Source organism: Sulfurimonas sp. (assembly GCF_018698455.1).
GTDB lineage: Bacteria > Campylobacterota > Campylobacteria > Campylobacterales > Sulfurimonadaceae > Sulfurimonas.
Genome location: NZ_JABIOQ010000014.1, coordinates 34,157 through 50,048, shown reverse-complemented (window position 1 = coordinate 50,048; position 15,892 = coordinate 34,157). Strand labels below are relative to the sequence as shown.

Sequence of the window (15,892 nt, the reverse complement as noted above, 5' to 3'; positions counted from 1 at the left end):
GGCTCTTTAAGAGTCTATTTTAATGTCTAACTTAGTAAACTAACTTTGACTAACTTGTCTAACTTACATATCACAATACAAACCATAAGCTCCATTTCATACTTTTACTATGCTCTGAGAATAAAAGCTAAGTTATGGTAAAATATCAATACAAGAAAATTATAAAGGATTTGCAATGGCTTTCAAATATGAAAACGGTAAAGTAGTTCAAGTATCAATGCCACATATTACAGGTGAAGATGCTAAAAAAATGCTTAATGCAAAAGTTCCTGAAAAACTTGTAGAAAGAGTAAAAGCAAAAAAATTCATAACCGAAGCTGCTTAACTACTTAATGTCCTATAGATTTAAATCATATACTTCTAGTAATGTAAAATCAGAAAAAAGATCACTTCTAAATGCCATTGAATTTAATGATGACATAACTAAAGCAGAACGAGAGAAAGCTCTCTTAACTAAAGCAATATCATTTGCTCAAAACAATAGTACAAAATTATACTCTTTACGAGATACAAGTTCTCAACTAAAAGGAATCCTTGGCTATCTTGCACTTTCAGCATCTGAAGTTATTATTGATGAAACAAAGAAGCCTGCTGTATTAATAGATTTACTTTTAGTTCACAACAACTACAGGTCAAAAGTATATGAACATCTTGATGATTCTAAAATATCTCAACTGATGATAGAATATGCAATCTCAAAGTTTTATGAAGTCAGAGAACATGTTGGAGTCAGCTATCTAATTTTATACCCAGATGGTGGCAAAGAAAACAGAGTCTTAGTTGATTTTTATAAGTCTATGGATTTTTCTTATGCGACCAATAAGCATGAGTGGATGTATATGAAATTATAAGTTTTTTCCTGTATACATCGGAAATGAACTGCTGAAATTTGTAGAGAAGCTTAAGTTTAGACTTTGTACGCTATTTGTACGGTTTTAGCTCTGTATTAGTTCTTGAATATGTATTCATTATGCAGACCAAGGGGCATAAATTGAACGAATATTATTTTTTTAAGTCCCTTTACTACGGACTAAACCTCTATTGTAGGTAGTTTGAATAGATTTTAAGAAAACCATACGGACACTATTCGAATCTCTGAGGGTCCACCACCTTAATCTAAACTTAAACCAATAACCCCTTAATAACAACCCTATGAAACCCCTTAAATACAGTCATTACAGAGCATTTGAGAGCTTCTGAGAGTACTTCACAGCTACTGCGAGGGAACAACAAAACATCTAGAAACATACTAGGAATGTCTCTAATGAGTGTTAATTTATCAGTTAATAAGAACCACTATTACTCTATTAGGTTTAGAATACATAAGAATATTTTTTAGTAATCTACTGGCCAAGTGTTGACGCTTCTGGGTGGCCAAGTGTACGCTCCTCTACAATTGGGAAAAGTTTGATAATCAAGGTCATTTATTGGCTCAAAAGTTAAAAGCTTATTTAGGCAGTGATTATTATGTTGAAAGAGAGATTGATGGAGAGTATAAAGAAATAAGATAGACACTTTGTCCAGACAAAATGTATTGAACTCTTTTATAGTATAATTTTAACTACTCCTCAAAGGGTGTCAAATCTTCAAGATATTTGACTGTATCAGTTTCAAGCTGAAATCCTTTGAGATTATTAAAATCGTTGCTAATTCTCAAAAGATAGAGGGCTATAAACCTGCTTCTAAATCATTGGCTCAAAAAGCAAAAGAGTTAATGGCAAAACACAATGTCCAAGTATCAGCTTGATGATAGCCCCATTTATATTGATGGGTCTGATGTTCCAAAAAATAAATTAGATATTACTAATCCTGAACTAATCCACGAAATAGAAAATAACCTACTTATAGAAGCTTATGCGAAATTCTCCCACGAACTAAATGAAAACACAAAATTTGATGAAGAGTATTTTGTAGATATACATAAAAAAACTTTTGAAGCTCTCTATGATTTTGCTGGAGTTTATAGAACAGTTAATATGAGCAAAGGTAATTCTCAATTTTGCTTATCTGAATATCTTACGAACCAATCAACAAGAATTTTTACAGAACTTGAAAAAGATAAATATCTTACTATCTACAAAGACAAAATAGAGTTTTCCAAAAAAGTTGCTTACTATCAGAGCGAACTTATAGCACTCCACCCATTTTATGAACTCAATGGCAATTTAAGTTGAAAAAGTTCGCCTATCCTTCTAGCCACCATAATGGACATCATAAATAACAGCCTATGCGATAGATTAAAGGTAACAGTAGTCTTGTATAGTTTCTTTGCTACATCTTCCATAGGTTCATTGAGTCTTGTATCAAATCCTTCCTTTGGCTTATGTGTTCCATAATCAAGTTCATAAAATGGATTTGTATCTATTCTTCTTGCTCTAAACTCATTTTCAAATATTTTAAACATTAAAACATTAAGTATGAGCTTGAAACTTTTAGTGTTATCTTCGAGAGAGCCTAAAATTTGAAGTGCGTGTTTTCTCTGAACTTTTTCTAATCGTAAGTGTCCTATTATTGGGTCAATATAGTTGTAGTAAAATAACTCTAAACTTCTCTTATAGTGAGTGTTGTCTTTTGTTTTGGTTTTTGGTTTTTTTTCTTTAATCTGTTTGAGAACAATATCTTTCACTTTTTCGCCTTTTGAATTATCTTCAAAAGGATTAATATTAATATTTCGTAAATCTGTTTTTGCTGATTCAAGTGCTGCTATTGCTTGTGTTGGTGTTTTGGCATTGTATCTTTTAGTGAGATTTTTCTTCTGATATGACATACCATCTAACATAAATGAAGTATAGTATTCTGTATGACCACTGGCATTAATTAGTGTGTATTATTTTTAATATTTTTTCCACTCTTATCTTTTGCTTGTTCAAGTTTATTCTTTCTTGCCATAACTTTTCTTTTTCCATAAACCCATTACACTTAAAATAAAGTGTATAGACTTAGGATACGGTTAAAGTGGTTTGAAGAGGTTAAAAGGATTTTAATTTTGGAGTAAAAGTAGCAGTTAAGGGCTTTATAGCCCTTGTTTATGGGGTTTGTGTATTTAGTTTAGAGCAGGTGTCCCATCTCGTCACGTTTAGTTCCTAGGTAGTCTTTGTTAAACCCATTTGCTTGGATAACGATAGGGACTCTCTTTATAATTTCAACACCACTAATAGAATCCATTTTTTTTGGGTTGTTTGTTAGGAGCTGAATCTTTTTAATACCAAAATCTTCTAAGATAAAATTTACAACTTCATATGTACGTTCATCTGCTTGAAAGCCTAGTTGATGGTTTGCCTCTATAGTATTGAGACCTTTATCTTGAAGTGCATAAGCGTTTATCTTGTTTAAAAGACCAATGTTGCGTCCTTCTTGTCTGAGGTAGATAACCATACCTCCTTCTTTAGCAACAAGCTCAAGAGCATACTCTAGTTGCTCACGACAGTCACACTTTAAACTTCCTATGGCATCACCTGTTAAACACTCTGAGTGAACCCTTACAATAGGTGTCTCATGCAATTTTTTTGCATAGATAACTAGATGTTCTTTTTCACCCTCTTTATATGCCTTGACATTAAAGAGACCGAACTTTGATGGTAAATTTGCTACTTCTGATATTTCTATATTCATTAATTTAATCTTTAAATGGGTAAAATGTTTTCTTAAAAAAATTATTATAGCAAAAAAAAGGTTCAAGAATGTTTCAAAGATTTCGTCGCACTCGTTTAAACAAGCATCTTCGTTCGCTTGTAAGAGAGACAAATGTCAGTGTTGAAGACTTTATATATCCACTTTTCATCAAAAGTGGGGAGGGCATAAAAAAAGAAGTTGCTTCAATGCCTGGTGTTTTTCAGATGAGTATCGATGAAATTATCAAAGAGTGTTCAGAGTTGAAAAAACTTGGAATCTTCTCAATAATCCTTTTTGGAATTCCTGATACAAAAGATTCTATAGGAAGCGACAGCCTATGTGAACATGGAATCATTGCTTCTAGTATTCGTGCTATAAAAGAAGTTCATCCAGATATGTTTATAGTAACTGACCTCTGTTTTTGTGAGTACACGGATCACGGTCACTGTGGAATCATAGATGATAAGAATGAGACGGTAGACAACGATGCAACCTTAGAAATTTCAGGACAACAAGCAATAATCCATGCAAAAGCTGGAGCAGATATGATAGCTCCATCGGGTATGATGGACGGTATCATAGAAACACTGCGGGAAGCTCTTGATGGGGCAGGCTTTAAAAACCTTCCGATTATGTCATACTCTACAAAATTTGCTTCAGGGTACTATGGACCATTTCGTGATGTAGCTGAGTCTACTCCGAGTTTTGGAGACCGTTCTTCATACCAAATGGACCCAGCAAATCGTCGTGAGGCTATAGCTGAGTCTGTAAGTGATGAGATACAGGGTGCTGATATACTTATGGTAAAACCAGCACTTGCTTACTTAGACTTAGTACGTGAGATAAAAGACGCAACCTCACTACCAATGGCTGTTTATAATGTAAGTGGCGAGTATGCAATGCTTAAGATGGCAGGGCAAAACAACCTTATAGATTATGATAGAGTAGTTATGGAGACAATGGTGGCGTTTAAGCGTGCTGGTGCTAACATTATTATTACATACCATGCAAAAGAGGTAGCAGCAATGCTACAAAAATAGGAAAGAGACATGAGACATTTTTTAACACTGAAAGATTTTACAAAAGAAGAAATTTTAGAGATTATAAATATTGGCTTAGAAATCAAAAATGATTTAAAAGCTGGCGTTTATAAAGAACCACTCAAAAAACAGACACTTGCTATGATATTTGAAAAGAGTTCTACTCGAACTCGTGTTAGTTTTGAGACAGGGATATACCAACTTGGTGGTCATGCACTCTTTCTTTCTAGCCGTGACATACATTTAGGTCGTGGTGAACCTGTAAAAGATACGGCTCGTGTAATCTCTAGCATGTGTGATATGGTTATGATAAGAACTTTTGCTCATAGTATGATAGAAGAGTTCGCTTCTTACTCAAAAGTACCTGTTATAAATGGACTAACAGACTCTTATCATCCAGTACAGTTGCTTGCTGATTATATGACTATGACTGAATATGGCATTAATGAAAACGCAGTGGTTGCTTACATAGGTGATGGTAATAATATGACACATTCATGGTTAATGCTCGCTGCAAAAATTGGTTTTGAACTTCGTATAGCAACACCTAAAGGCTATGAAGTAGATAGAGATGTATTAGACGATGCTGTACATTTAGCGAAAGAGAGTGGGGCAGTGATATCTGTGTCAAATGATCCAATGGAAGCACTCAGAGATGCAACTATAGTAACAACAGATACTTGGGCTTCAATGGGTCAAGAAGATGAGAAAGCCCAAAGAGTAAAAGCTTTTGATGGTTATATGGTGGATGGTTTAAAAATGTGTTTAGCGAAAAAAGATGCAAAATTCTTACACTGTTTACCAGCTTATCGTGGACAAGAAGTTTCAGAAGAGATTATGGATGCACATGCAGACATCATTTTTGATGAAGCAGAAAATAGACTTCATGCTCAAAAAGGTCTTATGGTTTGGTTAGATAGACAGAGATAGTTTTCTCTGGTTATTATCTAGCATTTATCTTCAACGACAGTTCTGCTATTTGTTGCTAATAATTCTTACAGCCACTTGCTACACTGCCATTGCATGTCATAGTATCAAGTTCATAAATTGTTGGTTCATTATCCATTGAAATATCTGGATAAGGCACATTCTCTTTAATAAAATAATGTGCCTTGGCCTGTATAGGAATTGTGATTTTTTCTAAAATCATATACCCTGTACTAAAAATTCTATGAGTATCATGTCTTTTGCTCAACATGTCTTGTATTTTCTTTTCTCCTTCCCACTTTTCTAAAGTGGAATCTGTCACTACATTGACTGCATTTTTTTCTGATTTTTTTATTAGAATCATTTTTTGCAACCATCTATCCAAGTCTTGTTCTTTTAATGGACGAATTTTACCTTCTTTAAGGAAGTTATTTAATCCAGCTTGTCCAATTAATGGCTTTGATTTATCTGCAAATGATTCGGGAGGTGCATCGGATGAAGTATAAAATTTTGTTTTGTCATCTATACTGTTTCCTATTAAGAGCTTGCCTCCTTCAGCCATAAAAACACTTGTAAAGTTTTTATTAAAAGCCCTTTGGGAAAGATGTTTTAAACTCCCTGAATATGTATGCTGATTATCTTTTGTAGAAAATGTCCCTTGATATCTAAACGATAAATCACACGACTTATTATCATTACCCGCCAAAATAGGTATTCCTTTTGGAAGGCCCGCGATAAACTGTTTATCATCTCCAAATGCTATAACTGCTTCTATTTTGGTTCCCTTTGTCCATTTAATATTCCATACTGATGGATAGTGTCCTTGAAGAATAAGTCCCACAGGTTTTTCTGGCGAGTTAACAACAACATCGATTACATGAGTTTCTCTATTGCTATCAGCAACTTGATAGTCAACTCTTTTCCCATGGTCTGCTTTAGCTCCAAATATGAGTATATTATCAGAAAATAGTTTTCCGGGAAAAGACTCACATGAAACACCTTGACCTGTAAATCCTAAGTGTTTTTTTGTATATGTCTTTTTTAATGTATCCATTCTTTTTTGATAGTATTTTGAAAGACAATCGGCATTAAAACTTGGACAAACATTTTTTCTATTTAGTAGCCATGACTCTTGTTGTACTAATAGTTTTCTAGAAGCTGGTAAATAGCTTGTTTTCATTAAGGACTGATAATAACTTCCCAGTTTTTGTAAACTTATTTCATTAGCAGTTTCTCTACATGCATTAGTGTCTAAATTATTATTTTGTTTTTTGCAATTTTCAATAAATCTAGTTTTATCATAATTTCCTAAATAAGAGATACTTTTATATAAAGTTCCATCTCTTCCTTCTCCAATGACTACGACCTCAGGTCCATTATAATAGTCTTGCATCCTTAGTTTCAAGATATATTGAACTGTTGTATCTTTAGGGATACTAAATTTTGCCACTAAAGCTGGCATTTTCCGTATTTTTGCAAACACTGCCATAGATTTTAATTGTATATCTGAACTAATACGAACGATATTAGTATCAGGATGGTAATCCCCAGTGTAACTATCTATTCAAACACATTATAGGCATAAAAACCTTAAATATAAAAAACAATAGTTAATAAGGGAGTTTATTATGTAAGTACAAAAGAAGTTACTAAAAGGACATGATGTCCCTTAAAGTTTTTGATGTAGATAATTAGATACTTTTTAGTATTTAATCCCAGTAGCCATTCTTATCTTTTCCATCATTGGCTGTGCGACAGCACTTGCTTTTAAAGCTCCTGCTTTGAGTATCTCTCTAACTTCATTTTGATTACTCATATAGTAGTCGCGTTTTTCACGGTACTCTTTAAAGTAGTCCCACATAACTTCACCAAGATAAACTTTAAAGTGTCCATGACCTTCTCCACCTTGAGTGTATCTTTGCTCAAGTGCTTTGAGATTCTCACCTTCTAAGAAAAGTTTTGCCATGTTGTAAACATTGCATGTTGCAAATTCTTTTGGTTCTTCCATCGCTACATTTTCAGTAACAATTTTTTTAATTGTTTTGAGTTGTTTTTTCTCTTCACCAAATATATTTACTGTATTTTTGTAGCTCTTAGACATTTTCTGTCCGTCAGTTCCTGGAACGGTCTGCACATCTTCTTGAACTTGAAACTCAGGAATTGTTAAAATGTCTCCATATTCATTGTTAAACTTAGTCGCGATGTCACGAGCTATTTCTACATGCTGAATTTGGTCTTTCCCAACAGGAATAATTTCTGGAGAGTAGAGAAGTATATCTGCCGCCATTAAAACAGGGTATGAGAATAGAGAATGGCTCGCGGGGATACCTTTGGCTGTTTTATCTTTATAGCTATGAGCACGTTCTAGTAGACCCATAGGAGTAAAGGTAGAGAGTATCCAGTAAAGTTCTAGTACCTCTTTAACATCAGATTGAACCCAAAATGTTGATTTCTCAGAATCAATTCCAAGTGATAAAAAGTCTGTAGCAGTTTGCATTGTAAGGTTAGCTAGTTTTTCTCCACCATTTCCACTACTCATAGCATGATAATTTGCAATAAATGCGAAAGTGTCACTGTCCTTTTGTGCGTCTACCATTTGCTTTATAGAGCCAAAGTAGTTTCCTATATGTAAGTCGCCTGATGGCTGAATACCTGTTAATACTCTCATAATTACAAATCCTAAAATTTTTATGAGAATTATACCAATTTCAGCTTTATTCTGTTATTATATAACTATATACAGAGGTGTCAGAGATACTTCAAGACAAAGGACTTATGATGAACTTACAAATTAGAGCAAAAGACATAACATTAAATGAAGCTGCAAAAGCTCACATCGAAGGTGCTGTTGAAGCATTTACAAAATATTCATTAGATATTACAACTATTAACTGTGTTGTTACTGCTGAGAAAAAAGGTGTAAATGTTGAGTTTGATATTCATATCGCTCATGCACAACCAGTTGTTATTAACCAAAAAGATGACTCTCTAGATGCTGCTATAGATTTAGCAATCGAAAAAGGGAATAAAGCACTTCGTCGTTTACATGATAAAGTTGTTTCTCATAAAGCCACTTCTGTTAAAGATCTAGAAACATTAGACGCATAAAATACTTAACACATAGAACTATATGCTATTTTGGCATATAGCCTCTCTTTCTTCAAGGAAATCCATTTGAAACTTCTCTTTTTAATTTTAGTTTTTTTTAATACGATTAGCTATGCTAATGATACTAAAGAAAATCAATACTCTGTCCGAGCCTTTTGGGGTGCATCTTCTGCGAGTGATTTTGATCAACTCTATACCTTTACAGGATTAAATACTAGCTCTTTTAAAACTAATGTTTATGGAATAGATGGAGGGTATAAAGTATTAGAAGAGATATTTGATTTACCTTTTGATATCTATGCAAAAGGTGGTATCAGTTACTTTGATGAAAATTATCATCAAGCTGATTTTCTTGAAGGTACTGTTTGTGTCAAAATTATCTATAAGCTAAATTTATTTGATAATCAGTTTCGGATTGGATTTGGAGAAGGTGTTTCTTGGGCAGGGAGAGTTCCTTGGGTAGAAGCACAAGAGGCAATAGTAGAAAACGATAAGCAATCAACCTTTCTTAACTACTTAGAGTTTTCATATGATTTTGATATTGGTAAACTTATTCGTGTTAAAAGTATGGAAGATTTATTTTTAGGTTACTTGATTAAGCATCGTTCAGGATTTCATGGTCTTTATGGTGGTGTAGCTGATGGTGGTTCGAACTATAACTCTATTTATTTAGAAAAAAACTTTTAAGGATTATATTTGAAAACATTATTACTAGCACTATTATTAACATTAAATCTTATCGCACAAGATAATTACTCAATGCGTTTAGCATATGGTAAGGCATCGGCAAGTACACTCGGTGAAATCATATCCTTTGGTTCAAAACTACACGAGTTCGACTATACTGTTATTGGACTTGATGGTGGGTATTTACTTAAACACAAGCTATTTGATAAGCCTTTAGATTTATATTTAAGAGGTGGATTAGCGGAGTTTGACGAAAGTGCAAATCCCGCACATAGTGATAAAGTTTATGAAGCGACTCTTTATATAAAACTGTTCTACAATATCGACTTTTTAGATAACAGAATACGATTTGGTTTTGGAGAAGGTGCTTCGTATACGAGTAATATTTTATCAGTTGAAGAGCTAGAAGGGGATATAGGTGATAATAAATCTTACTATTTAAACTATATTGACTTAAGTCTAGACTTAGATTTAGGAAGGTTGATTCACTATAAACCGATGCACAATACTTATGTTGGATGGGCACTTAAACATCGTTCAGGTATATTTGGACTTATAAATGGTGTCACTAAAGGTGGCTCAAATTATAACACTGTTTATTTAGAAAAAAACTTTTAAGGAGTTTATATAATGTATGAGTTAGTACTATGGTTTCATGTTATTTCATTTATATCTTGGTTCGCAGTCCTGTTTTACCTACCGCGTTTATTTGTGTACCATGCTGAAAATATTGAAAATAAAGGTTTCGTAGAAGTAGTAAAAGTACAAGAGATGAAGCTTTATAAGTACATTGGTGTACCTTCTATGTGGGCGAGTGTAGTGAGTGGATTAGGTTTAGCTTATATGTATGGTTTTGCTGGAAATGGATGGATACATGCAAAGATAACTTTTGTGTTTCTTTTGATGGTATATTTTTTCTCTATGAATAAGTATAGAAAAGAGTTCTTAGAAGATAGATGTATTAAAAGTGGTAAATTTTTTAGAATGTATAATGAGGTTCCAACTATTTTAATGATTATTATTGTTGCAATGGTTGTTTTTAAGCCCTTTAGTGCATAAACACTAAAGAGAGGTTCTTCTTATTTCTCTCCGCGTTTTTTCGCTTTAAATAGAACTGGTGTTCCTGTAAAGTTAAATGCTTCGCGCATTTTGTTTGTAAGGTAACGTCTATATGTAAAGTGAAGACCACTTGGTTTATTCATAACTATCGCTATCTTTGGTGGTCGCGTTTCATACTGTGTTCCGTAGTAGATGCGAATAACCTGTCCGCTTACACTTGGAAGTGTATGGCGACGAAGTGCTTTTTCAATTACTTCATTTATCTTACTTGTTGGAATTCTTTGTGAGTAGTTCTCAGTTATTTCTAAAATCATATCGTGAAGCTTATCAACTCTTAGATGTGATTTTGCGGAGAGTGTTAAAATAGGTGCATAAGCAAGAAATTTAAATCTATCACGAACCTCTTTGATGATTTTGTCATGCTCGTCGCGTTTAGAAATATCCCACTTATTTAAAACTATGATACAAGATAGTCTGTTACTATCAACAAGTCCTGCAATCTTTTCATCAAGGTCCATGAACGGCTCACTTGCATCTAAAACTATTAATGCCATATTTGAATTGTCAAGCATTTCTGTTGTACGCGTAAGTGCATACTTCTCAATACCTAGAATTTTACCACGACGACGAAGACCGGCAGTGTCTACAAATGTAAGTTGCTTACCTTTATACTCTACAGTCTCATCAATAGGGTCAATAGTTGTTCCTGCAACACTACTTACAACACAACGTTCTTCACCAAGAAGAGCATTTAGTAGTGAGCTTTTTCCGACATTTGTGCGACCGATAATAGCAATTTTAATATGGTTAAGATCTTCTTCATCAAACTCTTTAATACGGTCGTTGTTTCCAAAGATTGTATCATCAACAATAACACCATCCATTTCATCTTCATCCCAGTAAGTATAACCATCATCGTCTTTATCTCTATCTTCAACATTAGCAAAAAAGTCTTCATCGTTTACTTCTGGCTCGAAAACTTGAATCTTTTCTTCCTCTTTTTCTTCTTCCTCTTTTACAATATCGCTATCTGGAATTTTACTGGCTATCCAGTCTAAAAGCTCTACTGTGTTTCTATTGTGTGCAACTGAGATTCCAAAAATAGCATCGGTTCCAAACTCATAGTAATCCCAGAGGTTTTCTTTCATTTTATCATTGTCAATTTTATTTACAACGAGGGCCATATCTTTTCCCATTGCTTGGAGTTCATAAAAAAACTTTTTATCTTCATCTTCTGGAATACTTTTCCCATCAACCATGTATAAAATGATATCAGCAGAGTATGCAGCTTTAATTGACATCTCTTTAATCTTGTCAAAAAGTTCGCATCCCTTGTCAAGTCCACCAGTGTCAAGAAGCATTGCTTCTCTGTCTATAAAAGTAACTGTTCGGCGTTTAACATCACGAGTTGTACCAGCAATCTCCGCAGTTATAGCATCACGTTTTTTTATAAGACGATTAAAAAGAGAGCTTTTTCCAACATTTGGACGACCGATAATAGCAATTTTTTTCATGGGGAACCTTGATTAAGTAGATAATTTATATATTATTTGAAATTATAGCTAAAATAAGGTTTGATTGTGTGAGTGTTGTAGAAATTCTCTTTAAAAAAAAGAGAATTTTTAGTCGAGTTCCATCCAGACATAATATCTGTTATTTCTAGGATTTCGCCAAGATTTTTTGATATGAGCATTTATTTTTGTATTAGCATTTATCTCTGTTGCAGAGTTATACCCAGAGCTGTACATCCCAGAATTTTCATGTTGTGAAGACAATGAAGATGTTTTTATACTTACTGCTTGTTGTTTCGCAAGCTTTTCTAAAGCACGATCCATAGCTGCTTGTTCTTGGGCTGCATTACCATTGATGTGGGAATCACAAACTCCGATAGCACCTTCTCCATTGTTTGTCCAAAGAGGTTTTGTATGTTTTTCTGCTGGCTGAGGATTGTTTGCACAACCACTCATAACTAGCAAAGAAAGAATTAATGAACTAAAGAATAATTTCATTAGTCAGTTGGGAATTCTTTATCTAGACTATCCATAGCTTGCTTAGACTGAAATTGTTGCCACATAGCATCATCGTTATTACGACTTGAAGCTACTGCTACAGATTTCTTTACTTGTTTATTAACGATATTTTCATCAACAGCTACTAGAACAAAAAGATGTCCACTCTTTGTAGTGTATTCTTTTACTTTTCTTGAACCAGCAAGATCAACTTTTGCAGTCTGTTTAGTTACTGAAGTTGTTACTGCATCTATAGTTTCTGTATCACCATTGCCTGTTGAACGCATAAAGTCTTCAAGTTTCGCTTTTACTTGTACGTTTACTTGATAAGCAAGTTTAGCACGAGCACCAGCCATTGCTTTATTCATAGCCATTGAAGCCATTTTTGACTTACCAGTACCAACAGCTGCATATGTAGCACCTTCTATACTAGAAGAACATACCCATTCAGGAACTAGTTCTCCAGCTTTACGACAACGCTCGTCTAGTGTTTCTTCTGGAGCCGGAGCTGCTGCATTACAACCTGTAAGTGTTGCAGCGATTAAACCTGCGAATGCGATTGATGAAAGTGTTTTTACCATATTATATATCCTTGAGTTTTAGTTAAGTCAATATTACCATAAGTTATTTTATTTTTTGCTTTTTTATCATTTCATAAGCCTGATTTATCTCTTGTGTTTTAGCAGTTGCTACTTTCATATACTCTTCACTCTTGCCTTGTGACTTAATGATATCTGGATGATACTCTCTAACAAGTTTTCTATAAGCTTTTTTGATACTTTGCATATCATCTTCAGCATTTACTCCTAAAAGTTTATATGCATCTTCTATACTTGCTTTTGGTTGGACATTTTTTATCATATTTTCAAATTGTTCGAAGATAGCATGGTATGCATTAGGGTCAAATTCTAAGGCCTCAGCAATTATTTGTAAAATGGCCTCTTCTTCTTTAGAACACTCTCCATCAACAAATGCAAGTTGAATCAAAAATCCCATAAATTGCTGTTCTTTTGCTTTGTTGCGTTTAGTCGCTTGAGATAATGCATCTGCAACTGTATGTACATTATCTGTTCTGCCTTTTTCCTCTGAAAATATATCTTTGAGTATTTGTTTTGTTTTTTCTGGCTCAGGAAAAACTGCTGAGATATCATCAAACATGATACTGACTAGTTCTGCTTCAAGTGCGTCCACTTTTCCATCTGCTTTAGCAACTTTAGCAACTAATGCTACAAAAAGGCCAAGTTCACTATGCTTGAGGGAGTCGTGAGAAACTGAGAAGTTCTTAAAAGCCTCTTTTGAGTAGTCCGTATACTTTGAGTAACTTTTAAATATATAGTAAAAAAAGTATCCGATTATTGCAAGTACTATGATGTTTGTCATATGAAATCCTGTGAAATGTTTAAGAGAGTATACAAACTCGAAGTAAATAAATAGATATAATTACGAATCAAGAAGCAACAGTTCAGTGAAAGGAAGCACTTAGTGATGAGTCGTACATATTTTAAAAACTTGAACAAGGGTGTAAAGTATATGCTTATCGCTTCTTTTACATTTGCGATTATGGGTGCTTTTGCCAAACTAGCATCTGTAAGTATGAGTTCACTAGAAGTTGTATTTTTTAGGAACATTGCGGGAGTACTTATTGTCGGTTTTGCAATTTTAAAAAAACCAATGAGGCATGTCGGAGGAAAACCACTTCTTCTTTTCTTCCGTGGTTTTATTGGTTTTATCGCACTTTTAGCATTCTTTTACAACATCGCACATATTTCACTTGGGGATGCGATGACATACTCAAAAACATCACCTATTTTTACAGCAATCTTCGCATTTTTATTTCTACAAGAAAAACTATCTGCTAAGGCTTGGGGTGCAGTTTTCATAGGTTTTATAGGTATTCTTTTTATAACTCAACCTAGTGAACTTGGCTTTACAAAGTATGATGTTTTAGGGGTATTTTCAGGTGTAGGAGCAGCTCTTGCATACACTTCCGTACGAGAGTTAAAATCTTACTATGACACAAGAGCAATTGTACTTTCATTTATGCTTGTCGGAACCATTGGACCAATAGTTTTATTTTTAATATCGCCATATTTAGATGCTCCAGAGTTGGATTTTTTATTAGGTGAGTTTGTTATGCCTCAAGGGATAGTTTGGTTTTACGTCATCTGCATGGGAGTTTTTGCAACCATCTCTCAGCTTCTAATGACAAAGGCTTATGGAGAGACAAAGGCAGGAATAGTTGGAGCGGTGAGTTATACAAATATTTTATTCTCTATTATGGTCGGAGTTATGCTTGGTGATTCTCTTCCATCACTTGCTAGTAGTTTCGGAATTTTGCTAATAGTGTTTGCGGGAATACTGGTAGCTAAAACAAAATAATTAAGTAAAATTATTGAAAAAAATGTGATTGAAGTATAAAGTAAGAATGTTCAGTTAATAGCAACAGGTTGTCAAGTGATAAATATGGAAAAGCTCTATAAAAATTGAGACAAGGGACAGTGCAAAGCAAAGGACAATGGAAGAAACAGAGTTATTAAAATAGACGACATCTAGGATTTGTAGACTTAGATAAAGGGCTTAACCCAGTCTGTTAATGGCAGCTTAAATCAATTGTGCTATAATTTACTATATTTTTATTAGGTAGAGTATATGAAACTTTTAGCAGGACCTTGTGTAATCGAGAGTGAAGAGAATATCTTCAAAATTGCTCGAGAATTAGAAAAATATCATAATGATGAGACAATAGACTTTTATTTTAAAGCTAGTTTTGACAAAGCGAATCGTACATCTTTGGAGTCTTTTCGTGGACTTGGCATAGATGAAGGGCTTAGAATACTTCAAAAAGTCAAAGATGATTTTGGTTATAAAATAGTGACTGATGTTCATGAGTCAGTGCAAGTTGAACAAGTAGCAGCAGTTGTTGATATGCTACAAATTCCTGCATTTTTATGTCGTCAAACTGACTTACTTGTTGCATGTGCAAAGACATCATGTGAAGTAAACATTAAAAAAGGACAGTTTTTAAGTGCGGATGCTATGAAGTACCCACTCTTAAAAATTCTTCAAACGCGAGGATGTTCTGAACCAACATATGAGAATGCAAAAAAACATGGTGTTTATCTTTGTGAACGTGGCAATAGCTTTGGTTATGGAAACATGGTTGTTGATATGCGAAACTTAGTGATAATGAGAGAATTTGCACCAGTGATATTTGATGCGACACACTCTGTTCAAATGCCAACTGCAGAGAATGGTAAAACAGGTGGAGATAGCTCAATGGTACCACACTTGGCAAAAGCTGCAGCCGCTATTGGTGTTGATGGTTTCTTTTTTGAGACGCACTTTGACCCAAGTAGTGCTCTTAGCGATGGACCAAATATGTTAAAACTTCAAGATTTAGATGAAGTGATTCAAAAAATTAAAAAAATACAAGCAATTTAAAGGAAAGAA

The 15,892-nt window shown here is 34.0% G+C and carries 19 protein-coding genes; 11 read left to right on the top strand and 8 right to left on the bottom strand.

The genetic code is table 11. The features are described 5' to 3' along the window. Positions 1-175 precede the first annotated feature (175 nt). The 3 genes from HOG88_RS02070 to HOG88_RS02060 all read left to right on the top strand — a co-directional run bounded on the left by HOG88_RS02070 (position 176) and on the right by HOG88_RS02060 (position 2,174). Positions 176-325 (top strand): hypothetical protein, encoded by a 150-nt coding sequence (locus HOG88_RS02070; RefSeq protein WP_295002629.1) that lies wholly within the window; start codon positions 176-178, stop codon positions 323-325. 7 nt (positions 326-332) lie between these two features. After that, positions 333-851, top strand: a complete 519-nt coding sequence (locus tag HOG88_RS02065) for a hypothetical protein (RefSeq protein WP_295002628.1) — start codon at positions 333-335, stop codon at positions 849-851. A gap of 876 nt (positions 852-1,727) precedes the next feature. Next, complete coding sequence (locus tag HOG88_RS02060; RefSeq protein ID WP_295002626.1) at positions 1,728-2,174, top strand: Fic family protein; 447 nt, start codon at positions 1,728-1,730, stop codon at positions 2,172-2,174. Here the strand turns inward: HOG88_RS02060 and HOG88_RS02055 are convergent. Beyond that, a complete protein-coding gene (locus HOG88_RS02055) occupies positions 2,147-2,779 on the bottom strand; it encodes a hypothetical protein (RefSeq protein WP_295002623.1) in 633 nt (210 codons plus the stop codon). The two genes, HOG88_RS02060 and HOG88_RS02055, sit on opposite strands and share 28 nt — an antisense overlap. A gap of 269 nt (positions 2,780-3,048) precedes the next feature. After that, complete coding sequence (gene ribA / locus HOG88_RS02050; RefSeq protein ID WP_295002621.1) at positions 3,049-3,612, bottom strand: GTP cyclohydrolase II; 564 nt, start codon at positions 3,610-3,612, stop codon at positions 3,049-3,051. A 68-nt stretch (positions 3,613-3,680) separates the two neighbouring features. Between ribA and hemB the strand changes: the two genes are divergently transcribed. Then, complete coding sequence (gene hemB / locus HOG88_RS02045) at positions 3,681-4,652, top strand: porphobilinogen synthase (RefSeq protein ID WP_295002619.1); 972 nt, start codon at positions 3,681-3,683, stop codon at positions 4,650-4,652. A 9-nt stretch (positions 4,653-4,661) separates the two neighbouring features. Beyond that, a complete protein-coding gene (argF, locus tag HOG88_RS02040) occupies positions 4,662-5,582 on the top strand; it encodes an ornithine carbamoyltransferase (RefSeq protein ID WP_295002617.1) in 921 nt (306 codons plus the stop codon). A gap of 55 nt (positions 5,583-5,637) precedes the next feature. Here argF and HOG88_RS02035 read toward each other — a convergent pair whose 3' ends face one another. Continuing rightward, positions 5,638-7,068 carry a lysozyme inhibitor LprI family protein gene (locus HOG88_RS02035; RefSeq protein ID WP_295002614.1) on the bottom strand — a complete coding sequence of 477 codons (1,431 nt, stop codon included), beginning with the start codon at positions 7,066-7,068 and terminating at the stop codon, positions 5,638-5,640. Positions 7,069-7,281: 213 nt separating this feature from the next. Then, entirely contained in the window at positions 7,282-8,247 is a 966-nt protein-coding gene (trpS, locus tag HOG88_RS02030; RefSeq protein WP_295002612.1) for a tryptophan--tRNA ligase, read from the bottom strand. Between the two features lie 110 nt (positions 8,248-8,357). Here trpS and raiA point away from each other — a divergent pair, with 110 nt between their 5' ends. From raiA to hemJ, 4 genes are all read left to right on the top strand, one after another. Beyond that, the gene (raiA, locus tag HOG88_RS02025; protein WP_295002610.1) at positions 8,358-8,687 is read left to right on the top strand and encodes a ribosome-associated translation inhibitor RaiA; all 330 of its coding nucleotides are present in this window, start codon (positions 8,358-8,360) and stop codon (positions 8,685-8,687) included. Positions 8,688-8,753: 66 nt separating this feature from the next. Further along, complete coding sequence (locus HOG88_RS02020; protein ID WP_295002607.1) at positions 8,754-9,374, top strand: hypothetical protein; 621 nt, start codon at positions 8,754-8,756, stop codon at positions 9,372-9,374. A 9-nt stretch (positions 9,375-9,383) separates the two neighbouring features. Then, on the top strand, positions 9,384-9,992 hold the full coding sequence (locus HOG88_RS02015; RefSeq protein ID WP_295002604.1) for a hypothetical protein: 609 nt from the start codon (positions 9,384-9,386) through the stop codon (positions 9,990-9,992). A gap of 12 nt (positions 9,993-10,004) precedes the next feature. Further along, positions 10,005-10,433, top strand: coding sequence for a protoporphyrinogen oxidase HemJ (hemJ, locus tag HOG88_RS02010; protein WP_295002601.1), 429 nt, complete (start codon positions 10,005-10,007; stop codon positions 10,431-10,433). Positions 10,434-10,453: 20 nt separating this feature from the next. Here hemJ and der read toward each other — a convergent pair whose 3' ends face one another. From der to HOG88_RS01990, 4 genes are all read right to left on the bottom strand, one after another. Next, positions 10,454-11,947, bottom strand: coding sequence for a ribosome biogenesis GTPase Der (der, locus tag HOG88_RS02005; protein ID WP_295002599.1), 1,494 nt, complete (start codon positions 11,945-11,947; stop codon positions 10,454-10,456). A gap of 108 nt (positions 11,948-12,055) precedes the next feature. Further along, positions 12,056-12,442: a hypothetical protein gene (locus tag HOG88_RS02000; RefSeq protein ID WP_295002596.1), complete on the bottom strand. Its 387-nt coding sequence runs from the start codon at positions 12,440-12,442 to the stop codon at positions 12,056-12,058. After that, positions 12,442-13,023 (bottom strand): LPP20 family lipoprotein, encoded by a 582-nt coding sequence (locus HOG88_RS01995; RefSeq protein WP_295002594.1) that lies wholly within the window; start codon positions 13,021-13,023, stop codon positions 12,442-12,444. Before HOG88_RS01995 ends, HOG88_RS02000 begins: the two co-directional genes overlap by 1 nt. A 43-nt stretch (positions 13,024-13,066) precedes the next feature. Beyond that, on the bottom strand, positions 13,067-13,822 hold the full coding sequence (locus HOG88_RS01990; RefSeq protein WP_295002591.1) for a TerB family tellurite resistance protein: 756 nt from the start codon (positions 13,820-13,822) through the stop codon (positions 13,067-13,069). 105 nt (positions 13,823-13,927) lie between these two features. Between HOG88_RS01990 and HOG88_RS01985 the strand changes: the two genes are divergently transcribed. Then, positions 13,928-14,821, top strand: a complete 894-nt coding sequence (locus HOG88_RS01985) for a DMT family transporter (protein ID WP_295002589.1) — start codon at positions 13,928-13,930, stop codon at positions 14,819-14,821. Between the two features lie 270 nt (positions 14,822-15,091). Further along, on the top strand, positions 15,092-15,883 hold the full coding sequence (gene kdsA / locus HOG88_RS01980; RefSeq protein WP_295002586.1) for a 3-deoxy-8-phosphooctulonate synthase: 792 nt from the start codon (positions 15,092-15,094) through the stop codon (positions 15,881-15,883). Positions 15,884-15,892: the final 9 nt, after the last annotated feature.

Coding starts and splice junctions, on each gene's coding strand:
- HOG88_RS02070 (WP_295002629.1), top strand. CDS start 176: ATGGCTTTCAAATATGAAAACGGTAAAGTAGTTCAAGTATCAATGCCA.
- HOG88_RS02065 (WP_295002628.1), top strand. CDS start 333: ATGTCCTATAGATTTAAATCATATACTTCTAGTAATGTAAAATCAGAA.
- HOG88_RS02060 (WP_295002626.1), top strand. CDS start 1,728: ATGTCCAAGTATCAGCTTGATGATAGCCCCATTTATATTGATGGGTCT.
- HOG88_RS02055 (WP_295002623.1), bottom strand. CDS start 2,779: ATGTTAGATGGTATGTCATATCAGAAGAAAAATCTCACTAAAAGATAC.
- ribA (WP_295002621.1), bottom strand. CDS start 3,612: ATGAATATAGAAATATCAGAAGTAGCAAATTTACCATCAAAGTTCGGT.
- hemB (WP_295002619.1), top strand. CDS start 3,681: ATGTTTCAAAGATTTCGTCGCACTCGTTTAAACAAGCATCTTCGTTCG.
- argF (WP_295002617.1), top strand. CDS start 4,662: ATGAGACATTTTTTAACACTGAAAGATTTTACAAAAGAAGAAATTTTA.
- HOG88_RS02035 (WP_295002614.1), bottom strand. CDS start 7,068: ATGGCAGTGTTTGCAAAAATACGGAAAATGCCAGCTTTAGTGGCAAAA.
- trpS (WP_295002612.1), bottom strand. CDS start 8,247: ATGAGAGTATTAACAGGTATTCAGCCATCAGGCGACTTACATATAGGA.
- raiA (WP_295002610.1), top strand. CDS start 8,358: ATGAACTTACAAATTAGAGCAAAAGACATAACATTAAATGAAGCTGCA.
- hemJ (WP_295002601.1), top strand. CDS start 10,005: ATGTATGAGTTAGTACTATGGTTTCATGTTATTTCATTTATATCTTGG.
- der (WP_295002599.1), bottom strand. CDS start 11,947: ATGAAAAAAATTGCTATTATCGGTCGTCCAAATGTTGGAAAAAGCTCT.
- HOG88_RS02000 (WP_295002596.1), bottom strand. CDS start 12,442: ATGAAATTATTCTTTAGTTCATTAATTCTTTCTTTGCTAGTTATGAGT.
- HOG88_RS01995 (WP_295002594.1), bottom strand. CDS start 13,023: ATGGTAAAAACACTTTCATCAATCGCATTCGCAGGTTTAATCGCTGCA.
- HOG88_RS01990 (WP_295002591.1), bottom strand. CDS start 13,822: ATGACAAACATCATAGTACTTGCAATAATCGGATACTTTTTTTACTAT.
- HOG88_RS01985 (WP_295002589.1), top strand. CDS start 13,928: ATGAGTCGTACATATTTTAAAAACTTGAACAAGGGTGTAAAGTATATG.
- kdsA (WP_295002586.1), top strand. CDS start 15,092: ATGAAACTTTTAGCAGGACCTTGTGTAATCGAGAGTGAAGAGAATATC.